This window comes from Streptomyces sp. CB00455, assembly GCF_001905445.1.
Classification (GTDB): Bacteria; Actinomycetota; Actinomycetes; order Streptomycetales; family Streptomycetaceae; genus Streptomyces.
The window spans coordinates 86,244-111,788 of record NZ_LIVQ01000010.1; the positions used below are offsets into that span (position 1 = coordinate 86,244).

Annotated in this window: 6 protein-coding genes; all 6 read left to right on the top strand. The window is 75.2% G+C overall.

All coding sequences use genetic code 11. The features are described from left to right. Window positions 1-7: 7 nt before the first annotated feature. The 6 genes from AMK16_RS30245 to AMK16_RS30270 all read left to right on the top strand — a co-directional run bounded on the left by AMK16_RS30245 (window position 8) and on the right by AMK16_RS30270 (window position 25,523). Complete coding sequence (locus tag AMK16_RS30245; RefSeq protein WP_073920517.1) at window positions 8-883, top strand: pyridoxal-phosphate dependent enzyme; 876 nt, start codon at window positions 8-10, stop codon at window positions 881-883. Continuing rightward, entirely contained in the window at window positions 877-1,881 is a 1,005-nt protein-coding gene (sbnB, locus tag AMK16_RS30250) for a 2,3-diaminopropionate biosynthesis protein SbnB (protein ID WP_073920518.1), read from the top strand. The genes AMK16_RS30245 and sbnB overlap by 7 nt, the downstream gene beginning before the upstream one ends. Further along, entirely contained in the window at window positions 1,878-2,888 is a 1,011-nt protein-coding gene (gene sbnA / locus AMK16_RS30255; RefSeq protein ID WP_073920519.1) for a 2,3-diaminopropionate biosynthesis protein SbnA, read from the top strand. The genes sbnB and sbnA overlap by 4 nt, the downstream gene beginning before the upstream one ends. A gap of 31 nt (window positions 2,889-2,919) precedes the next feature. After that, window positions 2,920-3,138 carry an MbtH family protein gene (locus AMK16_RS30260; protein ID WP_073920520.1) on the top strand — a complete coding sequence of 73 codons (219 nt, stop codon included), beginning with the start codon at window positions 2,920-2,922 and terminating at the stop codon, window positions 3,136-3,138. A 129-nt stretch (window positions 3,139-3,267) separates the two neighbouring features. After that, a complete protein-coding gene (locus AMK16_RS30265; RefSeq protein ID WP_073920521.1) occupies window positions 3,268-8,247 on the top strand; it encodes a non-ribosomal peptide synthetase in 4,980 nt (1,659 codons plus the stop codon). Continuing rightward, the gene (locus tag AMK16_RS30270) at window positions 8,244-25,523 is read left to right on the top strand and encodes a non-ribosomal peptide synthetase (RefSeq protein WP_073920522.1); all 17,280 of its coding nucleotides are present in this window, start codon (window positions 8,244-8,246) and stop codon (window positions 25,521-25,523) included. Before AMK16_RS30265 ends, AMK16_RS30270 begins: the two co-directional genes overlap by 4 nt. The last annotated feature ends 22 nt before the right edge of the window (window positions 25,524-25,545 follow it).

Below are 25,545 nucleotides of genomic sequence, written 5' to 3' on the forward strand. Positions count from 1 at the left end.
GGAAAGAGTGAACCAGGCCGTACACCGAGGAATCATCTCCACCATCGGGAGCACCCCCCTGGTGGAGCTGACCAGCCTCCTCGACGGATTCCCGTCCCGCGTCTTCATGAAGATGGAGCGGTACAACCCCGGCGGGAGCATCGAGGACCGCACGGCGCTCGCGCTGGTGCGCGAGGTGATCCGGCGCGAGGGCCGCGTCCCGGACGGGGCCCTCGCCGTCGAGATCTGTTCCCCCGAACTCGCCGTCTCCCTCGCGCAGGTGTGCCGCTACTACGGCATCGACTTCCTCGCCCTCCTGGAGGGCCCCGCGGCCGACCCCTTCCCCGCTCTGCTCACCGCCTACGGAGCGCGGTACGAGGAGGTCGATGCCCAGGCCGCCCCGCAGCGGCTGGCGGAGGTCATCGCCACCGTCTCGGCCGCGTTCCGGCTCAGCACCAGCGCCGCACCGCTGTGGCCGCGGGAGGACACCGACACGATGCGGGAGATCGCCGAAGCGCTGGAGGACCGGGTCGACCTGGTCCTGTGCGACCTGGCCTACCCCCGCACCCTCGGGGGCTGCGCCGAGTACGCCCGGATCCAGGGGCTGGGCACCACGGTCGTCGGCGTCTGCCGGGGACCCGCGCCGGTGCCGACCGGCCCGCTCGCCATCCCGTTCGGCGTGGACGACGTGGTGTGGGTCGACCCGAAGGACGCCGCCCTCATGCGGGAACGCCTACTGGCCGCCGAGGGGCTGCTCGCCGACTCCACGGCGGGCGCGGCAGCCGCCGCACTCCTGCAGCTGGCCCACCGGATCCCCGCCGGATCGAACTGCGTCATCGTCGCTCCGGCCGGCGGCGACCGCTGCCCGGAGAACTTCGAGCATAAGGATGCGACACCATGCTGATTCTGCGTCATGCCGACGTCCGGGACATACTGGACGGGCAGGAACGCCTCGTGGCCGACGTCGTACGCAAGACGTACGCAGCCCATGACGAAGGCCGCACCGCACTGCCGCACTCGATATTCCTGCGCTTCCCGGACGCCCCGCGTGACCGCATCATCGGCCTCCCCGCATTCGTCGGCGGAGAAGCGCCCGCCATGGGGATGAAATGGATTTCCTCCTTCCCCGGGAACCTCGAACGGGGGCTGGAACGCGCCAGCGCGGCGATCATCCTCAACGAGCCGGGCACCGGCCGCCCGGACGCCCTGGTGGAAGGCTCGGTGATCTCCGCCAAGCGGACCGCGGCCAGCGCCGCCGTCGCGGCGCGGCTGCTCACCGCCGAGGCCGACACCCGGGGCGCCTCCCTCATCGGCTGCGGCGTCATCAACCTGGAGGTGCTGCGCTTCCTACGCTCGGAGCTGCCCGGGCTGCGCGAGGTCACCGTCCACGACCGGGACCCCGCCCGCGCCGCGCTCTTCGCCGCCCGCGCCGCCGAGCTGCCCGGCCTCGCGGTCACCGTCGCGGACACCGTCGGCGAAGCGCTCGCCGCCCACCGCCTGGTCTGCCTCGCCACCACCGCCGGCGCGCCCCACCTGGACCTGTCCCCGCTGTCACCCGGGTCCACGGTCCTGCACGTGTCGCTGCGGGACATCAAGGTCGAGGACATCCTCGCCGCGCAGAACGTCGTCGACGACACCGACCACGTCAGCCGGGAGCAGACCTCCATCCACCTGGCCGAACAGGCCACCGGGAACCGGGACTTCGTCGACGCGGAGATCGGCCGGATCCTGCGCGACCCCGGCTCCTTCCACCGCGACCCCGCCCGCACCGTCGTCTACTCGCCGTTCGGACTGGGCGCCCTCGACATCGCCCTGGCCGCCCGGGTCCGCGACGAAGCCGCCGCCAAGGGGCTGGGCGTGGAGCTGGACGGCTTCCTCCCCGGGGAGACCAGCCGCTCATGAAACCTGGACGCCGCGCCCTCGCCCAGGGGCTGCGCGAAACCATCGGCGGCACCCCGCTGGTGGTACTGGACCGGCTCCTGCCGGACTTCGGGTCCCGGATCTACGCCAAGATGGAACGCTTCAACCCCGGCGGCAGCATCAAGGACCGCACCGCCCTGCGCCTGCTCGCCGACAAGGTCGCCTCCGGTGAACTCGAACCCGCCCGGTCCGTCGTCGTCGAGTCCAGCTCCGGCAACCTCGGCGTGGGACTGGCCCAGCTGTGCCGCAGCTACGGGCTGCGCTTCATCTGCGTCGTCGACGCCCGCACCACCGCGCGCAACATCGCGCTCCTGCGGGCCTACCAGGCCGAAGTGGAGATCGTCACCGAACCCGACGCCGAAACCGGCGAGTTCCTGCCCGCCCGGCTGCGCCGGGTCCGGGAGCTGACCGAGACGCTCCCGGGCGCCTACTGGCCCAACCAGTACACCAACCCGCTCAACCCGATCGCCCACCACCGCACCATGGAGGAGATCGACCGTGCCCTCGGCGGCCGCGTCGACTACCTCTTCTCCGCGGTCAGCACCTTCGGCACCCTGCGCGGCTGCGCCGAATACATCCGGGCGCACGACCTGGACACCACCGTCGTGGGCGTGGACGCGGCCGGCAGCGCCATCTTCGGCAACCCGCCCGGCCCCCGGCTGCTGCCCGGCCACGGGGCCGCCATCCGGCCGCCGCTCGCCGACCTCTCCCTGGCCGACGAGGTCGTCCACGTGCCCGACCTCGACAGCGTCGCCGCCTGCCGCCGCCTGGTGCGGCGCGAGGCCGTGCTGGCCGGGGCCTCCTCGGGGGCCGTCGTCGCCGCCCTGGAACAGCTGGCCGACCGGATCCCGGCGGGCTCGCACTGCGTGCTCGTCTTCCCCGACGGCGGGGACCGCTACCTCGACACCGTGTACTCCGACGCCTGGGTCCACCAGCACTTCGGATCGGTCTCCCACCTCTGGGAGACGCCCCTCACCACCTCCGTGTGACCGACCACGAACCCCTTCCCAGGAGACATCCATGTCCGAACAGCAGCCCGCCCCCGCCACCTTCCGCGTCGTCCACAACGACGAGGAGCAGTACTCCGTGTGGTGGGCCGACCGCGACCTCCCCGCCGGCTGGCACGCCGAGGGGACCGAGGGCACCCGCGAGGAGTGCCTGGCGCACATCGACGAGATCTGGACCGACATGCGCCCCGCGAGCCTGCGCCGCCGCATGGCGGAGCAGGCCGCCGGCTGACCCGTCCGCCCGGCCCGCGCCGCCGCACCACGGCGGGCCGCCCGGGCGGGTCAGGACCCGCCCGGGCCGCCCGCCCGCACCGACCGCTTCCGGGGTTCGCCCGACGATCTCACTAGGAGTGCCACCGTTATGTCCGAACCGCGGACGGGATACTCGCCCGACGAGATCCCCCTCACCCACCACCTCGTCGCCCGTCAGGCCCAGAGGACACCGGGAGCGGTCGCCGTCGTCGACGGCCGGCGCAGCATCGGCTACGCGGAACTCGACCGCTCGGCCAACCAGCTCGCCCACCACCTGCGCGCCCTGGGCGCAGGCCCCGACGTGCCGGTCGCGGTATGCCTCCCGCGCGGACACGGCCTGGTCACCGCCCTGCTCGCGGTCTGGAAGGCCGGCGCCGCCTACGTCCCCCTCGACCCGGAGCAGCCGCAGTCCCGCCTCGCCTGGCTGATCAAGGACACCGGCGCCGCGGTGGTCGTCACCTCCGCGGACGCGGCCGACGCCGTCCTCGCCGTCGGCGCCGACCCCGTCGTGCCCGCCGAACTCGGCGAGCGGCTCGCCGCCCTGCCCACCCACGCGCCCGAGGTCTCCCCGGACCCGGCCAACTCCGCCTACGTCCTCTACACCTCCGGCTCCACCGGCCGGCCCAAGGGCGTCGTCGTCCCGCACGCGGGCATCGCCAACCGCGTGGCCTGGGCCGTGACCAGCCTCGCCCTCACCCCCGCCGACCGCGTCCTGCACAAGACCGCCCCCACCTTCGACGCGCACTGCTGGGAGATCTTCGCGCCGCTGACCTGCGGCGCCTGCGTCGTCATCGCCCCCGCCGGCGCCGAGCGCGACCCGGCGGCCATGGTCCGCGCCGTCGCGGACAGCGCCGCGACCGTCCTGCAGGTCGTCCCCTCCGTCCTGCGGCTGCTGGTCGAGGAGAGCGGCTGGGAGCGCTGCGCCTCGCTGCGCGCCGTCACCTGCGCGGGGGAGCCCCTGCACGCCGAACTCGCCCAGCGGCTGCGCGAGCTGTCCGCGGCCGCACTGTGGAACACCTACGGCCCCACCGAATGCTCCATCGATGTCGCCGCCCACCGCTTCGACCCCCGGCAGACCTCCGGCCTGGTCCCCATCGGCCGTCCCATCGACGGCATCCGCCTGCTGGTCACCGATGCGGCCGGAGCGCCCGTCGGCGTCGGCACCCCCGGCGAGCTGCACATCGGCGGCACCGGCGTCGCCCGCGGCTACGCCGGCCGGCCCGGCCTGACCGCCGACCGCTTCGTCCCGGACCCCTACGCCAAGGACGGGTCGAGGCTCTACCGCACCGGCGACCGGGTGCGCTGGCGGGCCGACGGCGTCCTGGAGTTCCTCGGCCGCCTCGACGACCAGGTCAAGATCAACGGAGTGCGCATCGAGCCCGGCGAGATCGAGGCCCACCTGGCCGCGCACCCGGCCGTCGCCGGCGCCGTCGTGACCGCGTACGCCCTGCCCGACGGGGCCAAGCGGCTCGCCGGCTACGTCCGTCTGCGCGACGGCCGGACCTCGCCCGACCTGCGCGGCTTCCTCCAGGAACGGCTGCCCGCCACCCACGTCCCCGGCGTGTTCATCGAACTGGAGTCCTTCCCGCTGACCACCAGCGGCAAGGTCGACCGGCGCGCGCTGCCCGCTCCCGGCACCACCGCCGACACGCGCGCCGGGCGCCACCGTTCCCCCGCCACCGCCGCGGAGCGCCTCGTCGCGGGCGTCTGGCAGGAGATCCTGGGGACCGACTCCGTCGGCCTGGACGACGACTTCTTCCGGCTCGGCGGCACCTCCCTCCAGCTCACCCGCCTCGCCTCACGGCTGCGCGCCGTCTCCGGCCGGGAGATCCAGCTCCGCAGGCTGTTCGTGGAGACCACCCTGGCCGGACAGGCCGCCCTCCTCGACCCCGCCGACGAGCCCGGCCCCCGCCCCGTCCCGCGCGGCGGACCGCTCCCGCTCTCCTACGGCCAGCGCGGCCTGTGGTTCCTCGACCGGATCGCCCCGCAGGGACCCGACTGGGTCTCCTGGGTCCTGCTCGACGTGCCCGCCGAAGCCGGTCCGGACACCGTCCAGCGCGTCGTGGACGCGCTGACCGCCCGCCACGAGGCCCTGCGCACCCGCTACGTGGAGAGCGACGGCGAGCCCGTCCAGGTCATCGACCCGGCCGTGCGCGTCGAGGTCCGCACCGTCGAGGCCCCGCGCGCCGAGCTGGGCGCCCTGCTGGCGGCCGACCGCGCCCACGGCTTCGACCTGGAGCACGGCCCGCTGCTGCGAGCCCTCCTGGTCCGCGTCGAGGACGGCACCGCGGTCCTGGGGCTGGCCATGCACCACATCACCACCGACGGCTGGTCCAGCGGCATCCTGGAACGCGAGTTCGCCCTGCTGACCGAAGCCGCCCTGACGGGCACGCAGCCGCTCGACTCCGTCCTGCCCGCCCTGCCCGTCCAGTACGCCGACTACGCCGTCTGGCAGCGCGAACGCCTCACCGAGGCCGCCCTCGCCCCCGCGCTGGCCCACTGGCGCACCCAGCTCGACGGCGCGCCCGAGACGGCCCTGCCCACCGACCGGCCCCGTCCCCCCGTCCGCGACGGCAAGGGCGCCGCCGCCCTCTTCAGCGTCCCCGCCGATGTCGTCGAGGGACTCACCGACCTGGGCAAGCGCCACGGCGCCACCCCGTTCATGACCCTGCTGACCGCCTACGCGACCGTACTGGCCCGTCACAGCGGCCAGTGGGACCTGTCCATCGGCACCCCGGTGGCCGGCCGTGGCGTGCCCGAACTCGAAGGGGTCGTCGGCTTCTTCCTGGGCAGCCTGGTGCTCCGCTGCCGCCTCGACGGCTCGCTGACCTTCGCCGAGGCCCTCGACGCCGTCGCCGGCACCGCCAAGGAGGCCTTCGCCCAGCCGGAGCTCCCCTTCGAGCGCCTCGTCGAGGAGCTCGTACCCGACCGCGACCTCTCCCGCACCCCGCTCTACCAGGTCGCCTTCGACCTGCACGGCGGCGAGTTCAACGGGCGCGTCGAGGCCGAGGAGGACCTCGCCGACCTCCGCGCGTCCTGGCGGATCGCCCACACCGACCTCACCCTGATGATGCGCCCCGGAGCCGACGGCTCCCTCTTCGGCGCCCTGGAGTACGCCACCTCCCTCTTCGACGCGGCCACCGCCGAGCGGCTCGCCGGGCACCTCGGCCGGGTCCTCGAAGCCGTCGCCGCCGACCCCGAACTGCGTCTGGACGCCATCGAACTCGCCGGCCGCCAGGAGCGGGACACCCTGGCGCGGTGGAGCACCACGCCGGCCCTGCCCGCCGGACCCACCGTCCCCGAGCTGATCGCCGCCCAGGCCGCACGCACCCCCGGCGCCGTCGCCGTGCGCGGCGACGGCTTCGCCCTCACCTACGCCGAACTGGACGCCCGCGCCAACCGGATCGCCCACCACCTGCGCACCCTGGGCACCGGCCCCGAATCGGCCGTCGGCGTCCTGCTGGACCGCGGCGCCGACCTGCACGCCGCCCTGCTGGGCATCTGGCGCGCCGGAGCCGCCTACATCCCCCTCGACCCGGCCTTCCCGGCGGCCCGCATCGCCGCGATGCTGGAGGTGGCGCAGGCCCGTACGGTCCTGACCCTCGCGGCCCACGCCGACCGCGTCGCCGGCGGCGGCCGCACGGTCGTCGACCTCGACGACCCCGACGGCCGCATCGCCGCCGGCCCCACCGAAGCCCCCGGCGTCCCCGCCGACCAGGACCGGCTGGCCTACATCATCTTCACCTCCGGCTCCACGGGCACCCCCAAGGGCGTCGGCGTCCCGCACCGGGGCCTGGCCCACCACCTCGCCTGGGCGTCGGCCACCCTCGCCGGGGCGGGCACCGGGGGCAGCGCCGTCTTCTCATCGGTCGCCTTCGACCTGGTCGTTCCCAACCTGTGGGCGCCGCTGACCCGCGGACAGAGCGTGCACCTGCTGCCCCCGGACCTCGACCTGTCCGAGCTCGGCAAGCGCCTGGCCGACGGCGCCCCCTACAGCTTCCTCAAGCTGACCCCCGGACACCTGGAGATCCTCGCCCACCAGCTCGGCGACGAACAGGCCGCGACCCTGGCCCCCGTCGTCGTGGTCGCCGGTGAAGCCCTCCAGGGCACCCTCGCCGACCACTGGGCCCGCCTCCTGGGCCCCGGCGGACTCGTCAACGAGTACGGCCCGACCGAAGCCTCCGTCGGCACCTGCGTCAACCCGCTGACCGCGCCCGTCGCCGAGGGCGTCGTACCGATCGGCTCCCCCCTGCCCGGCATGGTGATGCGCGTCCTCGACGCCAACCTGCGCGACGTCCCGATCGGCGCCACCGGCGAACTGCACGTCGGCGGCACCGGTGTGGCCCGCGGGTACCTCGGCCGTCCCGGACCGACCGCCGACCGGTTCGTCCCCGACCCGCAGGGACCGGCAGGGGCCCGCCTCTACCGCACCGGCGACCTGGTGCGCTGGCTCCCCGGCGGCGTGGTCGACTTCCTCGGCCGCGGCGACGACCAGGTCAAGATCCGCGGCCACCGCATCGAACTCGGCGAGATCCGTGCCGTCCTCGCCGGCCACCCCCGGCTGCGCGACGCCGTGGTCGTCACGCACCGGGCACCCTCCGGCGAACTCGCCCTCACCGGCTACACCGTCCCCGCGGGCGACCCGGAGCCGACCGAGGAGGAACTGCGCGCACACTGCGCCCGCCGGCTGCCGGACTACATGGTCCCGCCCGTCATCCTCTCCGTGCCCGCCATCCCGCTGAACGCCAACGGCAAGCTCGACCGGGCCGCCCTGCCGGACCCGGCCGCCGCCGAGTCCGCGCCCGCCGACGGCCCGGCCGCCCCGGCCACCGTCGCCGAGCGCCGCATCGCCGGGATCTGGGGCGACATCCTCGGCCGCGAGGTCACCGTGCACGACCACTTCTTCCGGACCGGCGGCAACTCGATCCTCGCCATCCGCCTGATCGCCGAACTCCAGGACGAGTTCGACATCCACCTGTCGGTCCGCACGGTCTTCGAACAGCCGACCGTGGCGGGCCAGGCCCAGGCGGTCGAGGACGCCATACGCGCCGAGATCGACGAGCTTTCCGACGAGGAGCAGCACGCATGAGCATCGACCACAGCGCACAGCCGGCGACCGCGGCCGCGGACGCCCGTGAAGAGCTGCTGCGCCGCAGACTCGCCGGACGCGGCGCGGGCAGACACCGCGCCTCCATTCCCGCCGCCGACCGCTCCGCGCCCCTGCGGCTGTCCCACGGCCAGCAGCAGATGTGGTTCCTGGGCCGGCTGGAGCCCGAGAGCACCGAGTACCTCGTCCCCCTCGTCCTGCGGCTGCGCGGCGCCCTCGACCCCGCCGCCCTGGAGCGCGCCTTCGACGACGTCTGCGCCCGCCACGAGATCCTGCGCACCCGCTACGCCATGGACGCCGCCGAGCCCGTCCAGATCGTCGAGGCGCCCAGCCCCGCCGGACTCGCCCTGGTCGACCTGCGCCGCCCCGCCGGAGACGACGACGGCCCGGCCGGCCGCGAGCGGGCCGCCCACGCGGCGCTCGCCCGCGAACTGGCCACGCCCTTCGACCTCACCCACGACCGGCCGGTGCGCGCCACCCTGCTGCGCCTGGCCGAGGACGACCACGTCCTCGCCGTCGTCTTCCACCACATCGCCTGCGACGCCTGGTCCACACAGATCTTCGCCGGCGAACTCTCCTCCCTCTACGCCGCGCACACCCAGGGCCGCACCCCCTCGCTGCCCGCCCCCGCCCTCCAGTACGCCGACTTCGCCGCCTGGCAGCGCACCGAGCTCACCGGTGCCCGGCTGGAGCGCCAGCTGGACTACTGGCGGAGCGAACTGGAGGGCGTCGAGCCCGTCGAGATCCCCACCGACCGTCCCCGCCCCGCCGTCCGCGACCACCGGGGCGCCGAGGTGCCCTGCGCCCTCCCCGACGGCCTCGGCGAGCGCGTACGGGCCCTGGCCCTCGCACACGACACCACCCCCTTCGCGGTGTTCCTCACCGCCTTCCAGGTCCTCGTGTCCCGCTACACCGGACGAAGCGACGTCCCCGTCGGCACCGTCGTCTCCGGCCGCACCCGCCCCGAGCTCCAGCAGCTCATCGGCTACGGCATCAACAGCGTCGTGCTGCGCGGCCGCTGGGAGGACGGGGCGAGCTTCGCCGACCTCCTCGCCGAGAGCCGCCGCAGCGTCCTGGACGCCTTCGACCACCAGGACGTGCCCTTCGCGCGCCTGGTCGACGAGCTCCAGCCGCAGCGCGACATGTCCCGCACCCCGCTCTACCAGGTGGGCTTCACCCTCCACGAGCAGCGCTACGACGCCTTCGACCTGCCCGGTCTGCGCATCGAGCCGTTCCTGGAGAGCGACGGCATCTCGAAGAACGAGCTCTCGCTGCGGGTACTGGAGCGCCCCGACGGCGGCTTCGACGCGGAACTGCAGTACGCCACCGCACTGTTCGACCAGGACACCGCCCGCCGGATGGCCCGCCACTTCAGCCTCCTCCTGGACGACGCCGTCACCCGCCCGGACATCCCCGCCGAAGCCCTGGAGATCCTGGACCAGGCCGAGCGGGCCGTGGCCACCGGCGCCCTCGACGGCCACCGCCCCGACATCCCCGTCGCCGCCTGCCCCCACGAACTGTTCGAGCGCCTGGCCGCCCGCACACCGGACGCCACCGCCGTCGTCGCCGGCCCGCAGACGCTCACCTACCGCGAACTCAACGAGCGTGCCAACCGCATCGCCCACCACCTCAGGAGCCTGGGCGCCGGTCCGGAACAGCTGATCGGGCTGTGCCTGGAGCGCGGCCCGCTGCTGCTGCCGGCCCTGCTCGGCATCCTCAAGTCCGGCGCGGGCTACCTGCCCCTCGACCCGGCCAACCCCAAGGACCGCCTCGCGTACGTCGTCTCCGACGCCGGAGCGCGCCTGGTCCTCACCAGCACCGCCCTCGCCCCCGTCCTGGACGGCGTCCACGACGGCCCGCTCGTGGTCCTCGACGGCGCCGACGCCCAAGCCCTCGCCGCGGCCCCCACCGGCGACCCGGCGCCCGCCGCCCTCCCGGACAACCTGATCTACACCATCTACACCTCCGGATCGACCGGCCGCCCCAAGGGGGTCGCCCTCAGCCACGCCAACGTCGCCCGCCTGATGCGCACCGCCCAGGAGCACTACGGCTTCGACGCGACCGACGTGTGGAGCATGTTCCACAGCTACGCCTTCGACGTCTCCGTCTTCGAGATGTGGGGCGCCCTGCTGCACGGCGGCACCCTCGTCGTCGTACCCCAGGACGTGACCCGCTCCCCGGACGAGTTCCTCACCCTGCTCGCCGACCGGGGCGTCACCGTCCTGAGCCAGACCCCCACCGCCTTCCGGGCCCTGGTGACGGCCGCCGCCGACGACGACCCGCGGCTGGCGCGGCTCGCCCTGCGCCACGTCGTCTTCGCCGGCGAGAAGCTGGAGGTCGCCGAACTGCGCGCCTGGACCGACCGGATGGGCCTGGACGCCCCCGCCCTGGTCAACATGTACGGGATCACCGAGACCACCGTGCACTCCACCTTCCACCGGGTCACCGGGCAGGACCTGGACCGCTCCGCCCCCAACCGGGTCGGCTACCCCCTCAGCGACCTGCACATCCGGCTGCTCGACCGCGGCGGGCGCCTGGTGCCCCTGGGCGTGCCCGGCGAGATCCACGTGGCCGGCCCCGGCGTCGCCCGCGGCTACCTGGGCCGCCCGGCGCTGACCGCCGAACGTTTCGTACCCGACCCCTTCGGGCCGGCCGGCTCGCGCATGTACCGCTCCGGCGACCTGGCCCGCCGCCGCGCCGACGGCAGCTTCGAGTTCCTCGGCCGCATCGACCACCAGGTCAAGATCCGCGGCTACCGCATCGAGCTCGGCGAGATCGAGTCCGCGCTGGCCGCACTGGACGGCGTACGGCAGGCCGTCGTCGTCGTCCGCGAGGACACCCCCGGCGACCGCCGGCTCACCGGCTACGTCGTGGCGGACGGATCCCGTACGACCGATCCGCGCACCCTGCGCACCGAACTGGCCCGCGCCCTGCCCGAATACATGGTCCCCGCCGCCATCACCACCCTCGACGCGATCCCGCTGACCACCAACGGCAAGCTCGACCAGCGCGCCCTGCCTGCCCCGGCGGACGCCGGCACGGCGGCGGGCACCGACACCACCGCACCCCGCACGCCCGTCGAGGCACAGGTCGCGGAGGTCTGGGCGCAGGTGCTCGGCGCCGAGCGGGTCGGCGTGCACGCCGACTTCTTCGAGCTCGGCGGTGACTCCATCCGCGCCGTCGCACTGGTCGGCGCCCTGCGCGCGGCCGGTTTCGACATCGCCGTCCGCGACATCTTCGGCCACCGCACCGCCGCCCGGGTCGCCGAGCTCATCACCGGGCGCCCAGCGGCCCCCGCCGAGACGCGCGTCCCGCCCTTCGCGCTGATCTCCGGTGCGGACCGGGACCTGCTGCCCGCCGACGCCACCGACGCCTACCCGCTCTCGCAGAACCAGCTCGGCATGCTCATCGAGATGCTGACCGGCGACGGCGGACGCAACCTCTACCACAACGTCTCCACCTTCCGGATCCGCGACGAGCACCCGTACGCCCCGGCCGCGATGGCGCAGGCCGCCCGGATCGTCACCGCGCGCCACGAGGCGCTGCGCACCTCCATGGACCTCTCCGGCTACAGCACCCCGCTGCAGATCGTGCACGCCGCCGCCGAACTCCCCGTCGGCCACCAGGACCTCGCCGGGCTCGGCGCCCAGGAGGTCCGGGCGGAGCTGCTCGCCCACACCGAACGCGAGCGGGGCCGGCTCTTCGACCTGGCCACCCCCTCGCTGATGCGGTTCTTCGCGCACGCCACAGACGACGGCGGCTGGTGGCTCTCCGTCACCGAATGCCATCCGCTGCTGGAGGGATGGAGCCACCACTCGCTCCTGATGGAACTGCTCACCCTCTACCGGGCGGTGCGCGACGGCCGCGAGCCCGAGCCCTTCGACGCCCCCGGCCTGCGCTTCGCCGACTTCATCGCCGGCGAGCTGGAGTCCCTGCGGTCCCCCGAGGACCGCGCCTACTGGGAGGGCGTCGTCAGCGCCCACTCCCCCTTCACCCTCCCCGCCGCCTGGCGCCCGGCGCCGGGGGAGCGGCCCGGCACCCTGCACGGCGCCGCCGACTGGCGCGACCTGGAACCCGGCCTGCGCGCCCTGGCCGTCAAGGCGGGCGGCTCGCTCAAGAGCGTGCTGCTCGCCGCCCACCTGAGCGTGCTCGCCCGGCTCACCGACGAGGCGGCCTTCCATTCCGGCCTGGTCTGCGACGCCCGCCCCGAGGCCGTCGGCGCCGACCGCGTCTACGGCATGTACCTCAACACGCTGCCCTTCGCGATGGACCGCACCGCCGGCACCTGGCGCGAGCTGGTCCGCCAGGTCTTCGAGCGGGAGGCCGGCCTGTGGGCGCACCGCCGCTTCCCCCTCCCCGCCATCCAGAGCGCCCGGGGCGGCGGCGGGCGGCTGCTGGACGTGTACTTCAACTACCAGGACTTCCGGCAGGTCGACGCCACGCTGGTCGACCACGCCGAGGGCCTGGACGACAGCCCCACCGAGTTCCCGCTCACCGTCTCCTCCCGGGCCGGCCACATCTTCCTGACCGCCTCCCGGCAGGCCCTCGGCCCGGACGCGCTGGACCGGCTCACCACCCTCTACCGGTCCGTGCTGGAGGCCATGGCGGCCGACCCGGACGGCGACGCGCGGGCCGCCTTCCTGCCCGCGGGCGAGCGCGCCCTCCTGCTCGGCGCGTGGGCCACCACCCCCGGCACCCCCGCCGGCGCCACCGTGCCCCGGCTCCTCGCCGAGCAGGCCGCACGCACCCCGCACGCGGCCGCCGCCGTCGCCGACGGCTCCGTCCTCACCCACGGCGAACTCCACGAGCGGGCCGGCCGGATCGCGCACGCCCTGCGCGGCCTGGGCGCCGGACCCGACAGCGTGGTAGGCGTCCTGCTGGACCGCACCCACGCCCTGCTGCCCGCCCTGACCGGCACCTGGCGGGCCGGCGCCGCGTACGTGCCGATGGACACCTCCTGGCCCGCCGAGCGGCTGCGCGCCGTCCTCGCGGACGCCGGATGCCCGGTCCTGGTCACCGACGCGGCCCACGCCCGCCTCGCCGCCACCGTGACCGACGGGCCCGTCCTCCTCGCCGACGGCGAACTGCCCCCGGCCCCGGCCGGACCGCAGGCGCCCGACCCCGATCCCGACTCGCTCGCCTACGTCATCTACACCTCCGGGTCGACCGGCCGCCCCAAGGGCGTCCAGATCTCCCACCGCAGCCTCGCCGGGTACCTGGAGTGGGCCGTGGGCGACTACCTCGCCGACGGTCCCTCCAAGGACGCCCCGCTCTTCTCCTCCGTCGCCTTCGACCTGGTGGTGCCCACCCTCTACGCCCCCCTGCTGGCGGGCGGAGCGGTGCACCTCTTCGGCCCCGGCCGGGACCTCTCCGAACTGGGCGACTGGCTCGTCGGATCGGGCCCGTACGGCTTCGTCAAGCTCACCCCCGGACACCTGGAGATGCTCGCCCACCAGCTGTCCGGCGGCCGGGCGGCCGGCCTCGCCCCGGTGCTGGTCGTCGGCGGCGAGGCGCTGGCGACCCGGACGGCCGCCCACTGGTGCGCGCTGCTCGGCGGCGGCCGCGTCGTCAACGAGTACGGCCCCACCGAGATCACCGTCGGCAACAGCGTCTTCGACGTCACCGCCGGCCACCTCCCCGACGGCGAGGTCGTGCCCATCGGCCGCCCCGTCCCCGGCACCACCCAGTACGTCCTGGATGCCCGGATGCAGCCCGTGCCGACCGGCGTCACCGGCGAACTCCACATCGGCGGTCCCGGCCTCGCCCGCGGCTACGCGGGACGTCCCGGTGCCACCGCCGACCGCTTCGTGCCCGACCCGTACGGGCCCGCCGGGGCCCGGCTCTACCGCACCGGCGACCTCGCCCGCGTCCTGCCCGGCGGCGACGTCGACTTCCTCGGCCGCGGCGACGACCAGGTCAAGGTGCGCGGCTACCGCATCGAGCCCGCAGAGATCGACACCCTCCTGAGCGGCCACCCGGGCGTCGCCGAGGCCCGCACCGTCGTCCGCGAGGACACCCCGGGCGAGCGCCGCCTGGTCGCCTACCTCGTCCCGGCAACCGCCGCGGAGGCCGGCACCGGTACCGGTTCGGGAAGCGCGGCCGCCGCGGACGCGGCCGACAGCGCCGCACTGGCCGCGTACTGCGCGGCCCACCTGCCCGACTACATGGTCCCCGCCGCCTTCGTCACCCTCGACCGGCTGCCCCTGACCGCCAACGGCAAGCTCGACCAGCGCGCCCTGCCGGCCCCCGGCCGCAGCGGCCCCGCCACCGCCGAGGCCGCCCCGCGCACCGAGACCGAGGAACGCGTCGCCGCCGTGTGGCGCACCGCCCTCGGCGCCGAGCGCGTCGGCGTCCTGGACAGCTTCTTCGAGCTCGGCGGCGACTCGATCCGCGCCGTCGGCCTCGTCGGCGCCCTGCGCACGGCCGGGTACGACGTCACCGTGCGGGACGTCTTCGAGAGCCGCACCGTCGCCGCCCTGTGCGAGCGCATCACCGGCCGCCCCGCGCCCGCCGCACCCACCCCGGCCGTCGCCCCCTTCGCGCTGCTCTGCGCGGCGGACCGGGCCGCCCTCCCCGAGGGCCTCACCGACGCCTACCCGCTGTCGCAGAACCAGCTCGGCATGATCGTCGAGAGCATCGCCGGCGAGGGCCGCAACAACTACCACGACCTCACCTCCTTCCTGCTCCGCGACCACCTGCCCTTCGACGCCGCCCGTTTCGGGCGGGCCCTGCGCGCCGTCACCGCCCGCCACGACATCCTGCGCACCTCCTTCGACCTGACCTCGTACACGACGCCGCTCCAGCTCGTCCACGCCGAGCCGGCCGTCCCCTTCGGCCACACCGACCTGCGCGCCCTCGACGAGGACGCCCGCCGGGCGGTCCTGGCCGCCTTCACGGCCGCCGAGCGCGAGCAGCCCTTCGACTTCGCCTCGGCCGCCCCCCTGCTGCGCGTCCACGTCCACGTCCAGAGCGACGACAGCTGGCGCTGCTCCTTCACCAAGCACCACGCCGTGCTGGAGGGCTGGAGCTACCACACCCTGCTGGCCGAACTCGTCGACGCCTACGGCGCCCTGGGGGACGGCCGCCCGACCCCCGACACCACCCCGCCCGCCCTGCGCTACGCCGACGCCGTCGCCGCCGAACTGGCCGCGCTGGGCTCGCCCGAGGACCGCGCCTACTGGGCCTCCGTCGTCGAGGGCCGCGCCGCCTTCGCCCTCCCCGGCGCCTGGGCCGGCCCGGCCGAGGCGATCAACGTCCCGGTGGCCGCCGGATGCTCCTACGCCGACCTCACCCCTCGGCTGCGCGCCCTCGCCGCCGAGGCCGGGGTCCCCCTCAAGAGCGTGCTGCTCGCCGCCCACCTGACGGTGCTCTCCCGCGTGAGCGACGAAGCCGAGTTCTTCACCGGACTCGTCGGCCACACCCGCCCCGAGATCCCCGGAGCCGACCGCCTGCTCGGCATGTACCTCAACACCCTGCCCTTCCCCCACGACGCCGCGCAGGCCGCCGCCGCCACCTGGGGCGACCTCGTCCGGCGGGTGTTCGCCCGGGAGACCGAGGCATGGCCGCACCGCTTCTATCCGATGCCCGCCGTCCAGAGCGAGTGGGGCGGCGGCCGCCGCCTCATCGACGTCCTCTTCAGCCACCTCGACTTCGGGGCGGCCGGCCACGACAGCGCCGAGGACGAGGGCAACGGCATCAACAGCAGCTCCACCGAGTTCTCGCTGTGGGTCACCACCCTCGACGGGGTCGTCAGCCTCCGCTCGGACACCCGCACCCTGTCCCAGGACCGCGCCGACCTGCTGGCCGCCATGTACCGCTCCGTGCTGGAGGCCATGGCCGCCACCGGCGCGCGCGGCCCGGCCGCCGAAGGCCACCACCTGCCCGCCGCCGAGCACGCGCTCGTGGCGAAGCGGTGGAGCGGCGCCACCGGTCAGGCGCCCGCCCCCATGACCACCGTGCACGGCGAGTTCGAGGCACGGGCCGCCGCGACCCCCGGCGCCCTCGCCCTCACGGAGGACGGCGCCGCGGGCGGGACCGCCCTCACCTACGCCGAACTCGACGCCCGCGCCACCGCCGTCGCCCGGGGCCTCGCCGCCGCGGGAGTCGCGCCCGGCGCCGTCGTCGGCGTCTGCCTGGAACGCTCTGCCGCCCTGGTCGCCGTACTCCTCGGCGTACTCAAGGCCGGCGCCGCCTACCTGCCGCTGGACCCCGAGTACCCGGCCGACCGGCTCGGATTCATGACCCGCGACGCCGCCGCGGCCGCCCTGGTGACCTCCACGGAACTCGTCTCGCGGATCCCCGGCTGGTCCGGTCCCACCCTGTACGCCGACGCCCTCCCGGCCCCCGCCGCCGGCCGGCCGGGCGTCCCGGCGAGCCCCGAGCACCTGGCGTACGTGATGTACACCTCCGGCTCGACCGGCGCGCCCAAGGCGGTCGCCGTCCCGCACCGGGCCGTCGTACGCCTGGTCCGCGAGGCCCCCGGTCTCGGCCTCGACGCGGCCACCCGCTTCGCCCACGCGAGCTCCATCTCCTTCGACGCGGCCACCCTCGAACTGTGGGGTCCGCTCCTGAGCGGCGGGCGGACCGTGGTCCTCGCCCGCGAGACCGTGCTCGACCCCGAAGCCCTCGCCGCCGCCCTGCGCACCCACGGCGTCACCCACCTGTGGCAGACCGCCTCGCTGTTCAACCACACCGTCGCCCGCGTCCCGGACGCCGTGGCGGGCATCGGCACCGTCCTCATCGGCGGCGAGGCCCTCGACCCGGTCACCGTCCGCGCCGTCCTCGCGCACGGGGCGCCGGGCCGCCTCCTCAACGGCTACGGGCCCACCGAGAACACCACCTTCTCCACCACGCACCACATCGAGCGACTCGCCCCGGACGCCGTCTCCGTCCCCATCGGCAGGCCGGTCCCGCGCAGCAGCGCCCACGTCGTGGACGCCCGGCTGCGGCCCGTCGGCCGCGGTGTCCCCGGCGAACTGCTCGTCGGCGGCGCGGGCCTGGCCCACGGCTACCTCGGCCGCCCGGCCCTGACCGCCGACCGTTTCCTGCCCGACCCCTTCGGCCCGCCCGGATCACGGCTCTACCGCACCGGCGACGTGGTCCGCATGCTGGCCGACGGCACCCTGGAGTACCTGGGCCGCGCCGACGACCAGGTCAAGCTGCGCGGCTACCGCATCGAGCTCGGCGAGATCGAGACCCGCCTCGCCGCCCACCCGGACGTCGCCCGGGCCCGCGTCGTGCTCCGCGAGGACACCCCGGGCGAGCGGCGCCTGGTCGCCTACGCCGTACCGGCCGGCGGCCAGCTGCCCCCGGCGCCCGAACTGCGCGCCCACCTCGCCCGCGAACTGCCCGAGTACATGCTGCCCGCGGCCTTCACCGCGCTGGAGCGCATCCCGCTCACCGCCAACGGCAAGCTCGACCACCGGGCGCTGCCCGTCCCGGCCGACTCCGACCGGGCCACCGGCGCCGCCGGGGGCACCGCCGCCCGCACCCCGGTCGAGGCACGCCTCACCGAGATCTGGGGAGACGTCCTTGCCCTCGACCCCGAACTGACCGGCGTCGAGGACAGCTTCTTCGACGCGGGCGGCGACTCCATCCGCGCCGTCGCCCTCGTCGGCGCCGTCCGCGCCGCCGGGTTCGACGTCTCCGTACGCGACCTCTTCGAGCGGCGCACCATCGCCGGTCTCGCCGAGCTGATCACCGGACGGCCCGCCCCGGCCGCCCCCGAGGGCCACGTGGCCCCCTTCGCCCTGCTGTCCGGGTCGGACCGGGCCGCGCTCCCCGCCGGCCTCGACGACGCCTACCCGCTGACGCAGGTGCAGACCGGCATGCTCGTCGAGATGCTGGCCGGCGACGCCCCCGGCCACGACGCGGCCGCGGCCTACCACCACGCCGCCGCCTACCGGGTCCGCGACAGCGCCCCCTTCGACGGACAGGCGCTGCGCCGGGCCGTCGCCACGGTCGCCGCCCGGCACGAGATCCTGCGCACCTCCGTCGACCTCACCCGCTGCTCCGTACCCGTCCAGCTGGTGCACACCGCCGCCGAAGCCGAGGTCACGCTGCACGACCTGCGCGGGCTCACGACGCCCGAGCGCGAGGAGACGCTGCGCGCCTTCCTCGCCGCCGAACGCGCCGCCGTCTTCGACGTCGACGCCGGCCGCCCGCTGTGGCGGGCCGCCGCCCACGCCGACGACGACGGCTGGTGGCTGGTCCTGACCCAGTCGCACGCCGTCACCGAGGGCTGGAGCCAGCACTCGATGCTGATGGAGCTCATCGGTGTCTACCAGGAGCTGCGCGAGGGCGCCGAGCCCTCCGGCCGCCCGGCCGGCGGGGTGCGCTTCGCCGACACCGTCGCCGCCGAACTGGCCTCCCTGGAGTCGGCCGAGGACCGCGCCTTCTGGCGGGACACCGTCACCGGCCACACCCCCCTCGCCCTGCCGGCCGCCTGGCCGGCCGGCTCCGGTGAACCGGACGAGAGCTACGACCTGTCCGTGCCGCTGCGCGACCTCGAACCCCGTCTGCGCGCCCTGGCCTCCGCCGCCGGCGCCTCCCTCAAGAGCGCCCTGCTCGCCGCGCACCTGTCCGTGCTCTCCCGCCTCACCGACGAGGAGTCCTTCCACAGCGGCCTCGTCTGCGACACCCGCCCCGAGGTCGTCGGCGCCGACCGGGTGTACGGCATGTACGTCAACACCCTGCCTTTCCCCCACCGGCGGACCGCCGCCACCTGGCGCGAGCTGGTCCGGGACGTCTTCGCCCGCGAGGCGCGGATGTGGCCGCACCGCCGCTTTCCCCTCCCCGAGATCCAGCGGGAGGCGGGCGGTGAGCGTCTCATCGACGTGATCTTCAACTACCAGAACTTCCACGTCATGGACGACCGGACCGTGGACACCGGCACCATCCTGGGCTCCGGCGCCACCGAGTTCGCCCTGGAGGTCAACACCTCGGGCCATGGACTGACCCTCAAGACCCGCACCGGGGTCGTCTCCCGCGAGCGCGGCGCCGCACTCGCCGAGATGTACCGCACCGTCCTCGAACGCATGGCCACCGACCCCGACGGCGACGCCCGGGCCACCCTGCTCGCGGCATGCGACCAGGACCGGCTGGCGGACTGGAACCGCACCGCGGCCGAGCCGGTCTGGACGGCCCCCGAGCTCCTGTTCCAGCAGCACGCCGCCCTCGACCCCGGCCGCACCGCGCTCACCGCCGACGGGCACCGGCTCACCTACGGGCGGCTCAACGCCCGCGTCAACCGCCTCGCCCACCGGCTGCGCGCCCTCGGCGTGGGCCCCGACACGGTCGTCGGCATCCGGGCCGAGCGCTCGGCCCGCACCGTCCTCGCCGTCCTCGCCGTCCTCAAGGCCGGCGGTGCCTACCTGCCGCTCGACCCCGAGTACCCCGCCGGGCGGCTCGCGTTCCTCGTCGCGGACGCCGGAGTCTCGCTCCTGCTGACCGACGGGGAGCCCGCGGGCGGCGGCGGCCGGGCAGGGACCGGGGCCGATACCGGAGCCGATGCCGGGGCCGATGCCGGGGCCGGCACCGCCGCCGGGGACGGCCCGGTCACCCTCGCCCTCGACGGGATCCTGGACGAGGAGCCCGCCGGCGCCTGGGCCGGGCTGCCCGAGACCGACCCGGTGCCACTGGCGTACGGCGACAACCTGGCCTACGTCATCTACACCTCCGGCTCGACCGGCCGTCCCAAGGGCGTCCTGGTGCACCGCCGGGGCATGGGCAACCACCTGCTGGCCAAGATCGAGGACCTGGCCCTGACCGCCCACGACACCGTCGTCCACAACGCCCCGCTCGCCTTCGACATCTCGGTGTGGCAGATGCTCGCCCCGCTCGCCGCGGGCGCCCGCGTCCACGTCGAGGACCGGGACACCGCGGCCGACCCGCTGGAGCTCTTCCCGCGCACCGCCGCCGAAGGCGCCACCGTCCTGGAGGTGGTCCCGTCCCTGCTGCGGGCCGCCCTCGACTCCTGGGACACCGGCGCGCTCACCCTGGAACTGCCCCGCCTGCGCTGGATGGTGGTCACCGGAGAGGCCCTGCCGCCGGACCTCGCCCGCCGCTGGTTCGACCGGTTCCCGGGCGTCCCCGTGGTCAACGCCTACGGTCCCACCGAGTGCTCCGACGACGTCACCCACGCCCTCATCGGATCCGGCGACCCGATCGGCGACGTCCGCGTCACCATCGGCCACCCCGTACGCAACACCCGCCTGCACGTCCTCGACGCGGGGCTGCGGCAGGTCCCGGTCGGCGCCCCCGGTGAGCTCTTCGTCGCGGGCGACGGCGTCACCCGCGGCTACGGCGGCCGCCCCGGCCTGACCGCCGAGCGCTTCCTGCCCGACCCGTACGGTCCGCCCGGCACCCGGCTCTACCGCACCGGCGACGTGGCCTCCTGGAACGCCGACGGCAGCCTGGAGTTCCTGGGCCGCGTCGACCACCAGGTCAAGATCCGGGGCGTGCGCATGGAACTCGGCGAGATCGAGGCCGTGCTCACCGAGCGCCCCGAGATCTCCGCGGCCGCCGCCGTCGTCCGCGAGGACACCCCCGGAGTGCAGCGCCTGGTGGCCTACCTCGTGCCCGCCGCCGGAGCCGAACCGCACCCGGCCGCCCTGCGCGCCGAACTCGGCACCTTCCTGCCCGCCGCGATGGTGCCCTCCGTCCTGGTGGTCCTCGACGCCCTGCCGCTCACCCCCAACGGAAAGACCGACCGCAAGGCCCTGCCCGTCCCGACCGCCGTCTGCGGCGCAGCGCAGACCAGGACGGCCCCGCGCACCCCGGCCGAAGTCGTCTTCGCCGAGGTCTGGGCCCGCGTCCTGGGCGTCGACACCCCCGGCACCGAAGAGGACTTCTTCGAGCTGGGCGGCGACTCCATCCGGGCCGTGGCCCTGGTCGGCGCGCTGCGCGCCGCGGGCTACCGGGCCTCCGTACGGGAGGTGTTCACCCACCGCACCATCGCCGCGCTCGCCGCCCACGCCGGCCCCGCCGAGGACGCGCCCGCCGCCGGCGCCGAGCCCTTCGCCCTCCTCCCGGCGGCCGACCGGGCCGCCCTGCCCGCGGACGCGGCCGACGCCTACCCGCTCTCCCAGGTCCAGCTGGCCATGGTCGCCGAACAGCTCGGCGACGACACCGGCCGGGGCGCCTACCACACCGTCGTCTCCCTGCGGATCCACGACGACGGCCCGTTCAGCGCGGAGGCCCTGGAGCGGGCCGTGCGGACCGTCACCGACCGCCACGACGTCCTGCGCACCTCGGTCCACATCACCGGACACACGCTCCCGCTCCAGGTCGTGCACGCCACCGCCGAGGTGCCCGTCACCGTCCACGACCTGCGCGGCACCGGCCGGGAGGCACTGGAGAGCCGCTTCCGGGAGTTCGTCGCCGCGGAGCGCACCCGCCTCTTCGAACTCGGCCGGGCCCCGCTGCTGCGGGTCGCCGCCCACCGCGAGGACGACCGCACCTGGTGGCTCACCTTCACCCAGTCCCACGTCATCCTGGAGGGCTGGAGCCAGCACACCCTCCAGATGGAACTGCTCGACGCCTACCGGGAGATCCGCGACACCGGAGCCCCCGCCCCCTACACGGCGCCGCCCGTGCGCTTCGCCGACGTCATCGCCGGCGAGCTGGAGTCCCTGGCCTCGCCGGCCGACCGCGCCTTCTGGGAGCGGATCGCCACCGGCCACGCATCGGTGGTACCGCCGACCGAATGGGCGGGAGACCGGACCCGCCCCCGCGAGCAGTACGGCGTACGGATCCCCGTCGACGACCTCGCCGCGGCGCTGCGCGCCCGCGCCACCGAAGCCGCGGTCCCCTTCAAGACCGTCATGCTCGCCGCCCACCTGAAGGTGATGAGCCAGCTCACCGACGCCGCCGCCTTCCACACCGGCGTCGTCTTCCACACCCGGCCCGAGGCACCGGGCGCCGAGCGGCTCGTCGGGATGCTCCTCAACACCCTGCCCTTCCCGCACGACCGGACCGCCCGCACCTGGGGCGAGCTGCTGCGCCAGGTCTTCGCGACCGAGACCGGGATCTGGGGCCACCGCCGCTACCCGCTGCCCGCCGTGCAGCGCGAGTGGGGCGGCGGCCGCCGGATGCTGGACGTCCACTTCAACTACGTGGACTTCCACCAGGTCGACAGCGGCCGGGTGGACGGCGCGGCGGGCGTCAGCGAGGCCCCCACCGAATTCGGCCTCTCCGTCCAGGTCCACGGCGAGGACCGGATCGGCCTGCACTCCGACACCCACCTGCTCAGCCGCGCCGACGCGGACCGGCTGGCGGGGATGTACCGGTCGGTGCTGGAATCGATCGCCGCGGGCCTCGACGGCGACGCGCGCACCGTGCACCTGCCCGCAGGCGAGCGCGAACGCCTGCTCGGCGCCGCGGCCGGCGCACCGGCCGCCGAACCCGTCGACCGGCTGGTCCACGAACTGTTCGAGGCCCAGGCCGCGGCGACGCCCGACGCGGTCGCCGTGCGGGCCCACGACGGGTCGCTGACCTACCGCGAGCTCAACGAGCGGGCCAACCGGCTCGCCCACCGGCTGCGCTCGCTGGGCGCCGGCCCCGAACAGCTGGTCGGCGTGTGCCTGGAGCGCGGACGCGACCTCGTCCCCACGCTGCTCGGCATCCTCAAGTCCGGCGCCGGCTACCTGCCACTGGACCCGGCCAACCCGGTCGAGCGGCTCGGCCACATCGTCGCGGACGCCGGCGCGCGCCTGCTGGTCACCAGCGAGGAACTCGCCCCCCTGCTGGAGGACGTGTACACGGGCCACCGGCTGCTGCCGTCGGACGCCGACGGCGAACCGGCGCACGACCCGCGGCCGGTGGCCGTCCCGGACAACCTCGTCTACACGATCTACACCTCCGGCTCCACCGGACGCCCCAAGGGCGTCGCGCTGACCCACGCCAACGTCGTACGGCTCATGACGACCGCCCAGGAGCACTACGCCTTCGACGAGTCGGACGTCTGGAGCATGGCCCACAGCTACGCCTTCGACGTGTCCGTCTTCGAGATGTGGGGAGCCCTGCTGCACGGCGGCACCCTGGTCGTCGTCCCCCGCGAGACCACCCGCTCGCCCGAGGAGTTCCTGGACCTCCTCGCCGAGGAGCAGGTCACCGTCCTCAGCCAGACCCCCACGGCCTTCCGGTCGCTGGTGTCGGCCGCGGCGGACGGGGACGCCCGCATCGGCCGGCTCGCCCTGCGGGCCGTCGTGTTCGCCGGCGAGAAGCTGGAGATACCCGAGCTGCGTCCCTGGATGGAGCGGTGCGGCCTGGGCCGCACCGCCCTCGTGAACATGTACGGGATCACCGAGACCACCGTCCACACCACCTACCACCGGCTCACCCGGAGGGACTTCGACGAGGGCGCCGGCAACGCCATCGGCCGCCCGCTCAGCGACCTGGCGGTCCACCTGCTCGACCCGGCCGGCGACCTGGTCCCGATCGGCGTCCCCGGCGAGATCCACGTCGCCGGACCCGGGGTGGCCCGCGGCTACCTGGGGCGGCCCGCGCTCACCGCCGAGCGTTTCGTGCCCGACCCCTTCGGGGCGCCCGGATCGCGGCTCTACCGCAGCGGCGACCTGGCCCGGCGGCGGCCCGACGGCAGCCTGGAGTTCCTCGGCCGCATCGACCACCAGGTCAAGATCCGCGGCTACCGCGTGGAGCTGGGCGAGATCCAGTCCGCGCTGCTGGAACACCCCCTGGTGCGCCAGGCCGTCGTGGTGGCCCGCGAGGACCGCCCCGGCGACGTACGGCTGGCGGCCTACTGGGTCCCGGAGACGGAGACCGGCCCCCGGGCCGGCGCGCACGCCGCCGCCGGAGCCACCGCCGCCGGAGCCGGAGCCGGAGCCGACGCGGGATCCGCTGCCGGGGCCGCCGACGCCGCGGCCCTGGCCGGGCACTGCGCGGCCCTGCTGCCGGAGTACATGGTGCCCGCCTCCTTCACCGTCCTGGACGCCCTCCCGCTGACCCCCAACGGCAAGCTGGACCAGCGCGCGCTGCCCGCCCCGGACCCCGCCGCCGCCCGCGCCGTGGCGTACGAGGCCCCGCGCACCCCGGCCGAGAAGGTCCTCGCGGCCCTCTGGAGCCAGGTCCTGGGCGTCGAACGGGTCGGCCGCGACGACGGCTTCTTCGCCCTGGGCGGCCACTCCATCCTGGTGCCCCAGGTGCTCGTCGGCGCCCGTGAACACGGCCTGCCGCTCACCGCGGTCATGCTCTACCGGCACACGACGCTCGCCGCCCTCGCCGCCGCCGCCACGGCCACCCCGGCGCAGGAGGACGGCGCCGGCCGCGTCCCCGCCGGGGTCCGCCGCCGGACCCCGGTCGGCCGCCTGATGACCGAGCACGCGGTCCCCGGCGTCAGCCTGGCCGTCATCGAGGACGGCCGGATCACCACCGCCGAGGCGTACGGCCGCCTCCGCGCCGGCGGCGAGCGGGAGGTCACCCCCGACACGGCCTTCCGCGTCGGCTCGGTGTCCAAGTTCGTCACCGCGCTCGGCGTCCTGCGCCTCGCCGAGGAGGGGGTCATCGCCCTCGACGAGGACGTCAACGCCCGCCTCACCGGCTGGCGGGTCCCCGGATCGGGCGGCGACCTGCCGGTCACCGCCCGCCACCTGCTCGGCCACCGCTCGGGCCTGACGGCGTACACCGGCGAGCCCACCGAGCCGCTCCCGCTGCTGCTGCGCTCCGCCGTACGCCGCGAGTCCGCGCCCGGCGAGGTCTTCCGCAGCGCCAACGCCAACTACGCCGTCCTCCAGCAGCTGGTCCAGGACGCCACCGGCGAACCGTTCGCCGAGGTGATGCGCGCCGTCGTACTGGACCCGCTGTCCATGGCCGGCAGCGGCTACGGGGCCTTCCCCCGGGACGGCGCCGCCGGACACCACGACGGCGGACGGCCCGCCCCCGCGACCGGCCGCGAACGCACCGACAGCGCCGCCGCCGGGCTGTGGACCACCGCGGCAGACCTGGCCCGGGCCCTGCTCGCCGTGCGCGACTCCCACCGGGGCCTGCCCGGGGCCCTGCTGACCCCGGCCACCGCCCGCCTCATGCTCGCCGCGCCCCGGGACACCCTCTACGGGCTCGGCACCCTCGTCGACACCACCGGCTCCGACACGGAGTACGGCCACGGGGGCACGGTCGGCGGCTACCACGCCGTCGCCACCGCCCGCCTCGCCCACGGAAGCGGACTGGTCGCCCTGACCAACGCCGACACCGGACCGCAGGTCGTCAAGGCCCTGCTGGCCGAACCCGGCCACCAGGCCTGAACCCCGTCAACCCACCCCAGTT

What these genes read in the sequence shown, in the direction of transcription:
- sbnB (WP_073920518.1), top strand. Translation starts at nt 877, where the DNA reads ATGCTGATTCTGCGTCATGCCGACGTCCGGGACATACTGGACGGGCAG.
- sbnA (WP_073920519.1), top strand. Translation starts at nt 1,878, where the DNA reads ATGAAACCTGGACGCCGCGCCCTCGCCCAGGGGCTGCGCGAAACCATC.
- AMK16_RS30260 (WP_073920520.1), top strand. Translation starts at nt 2,920, where the DNA reads ATGTCCGAACAGCAGCCCGCCCCCGCCACCTTCCGCGTCGTCCACAAC.
- AMK16_RS30265 (WP_073920521.1), top strand. Translation starts at nt 3,268, where the DNA reads ATGTCCGAACCGCGGACGGGATACTCGCCCGACGAGATCCCCCTCACC.
- AMK16_RS30270 (WP_073920522.1), top strand. Translation starts at nt 8,244, where the DNA reads ATGAGCATCGACCACAGCGCACAGCCGGCGACCGCGGCCGCGGACGCC.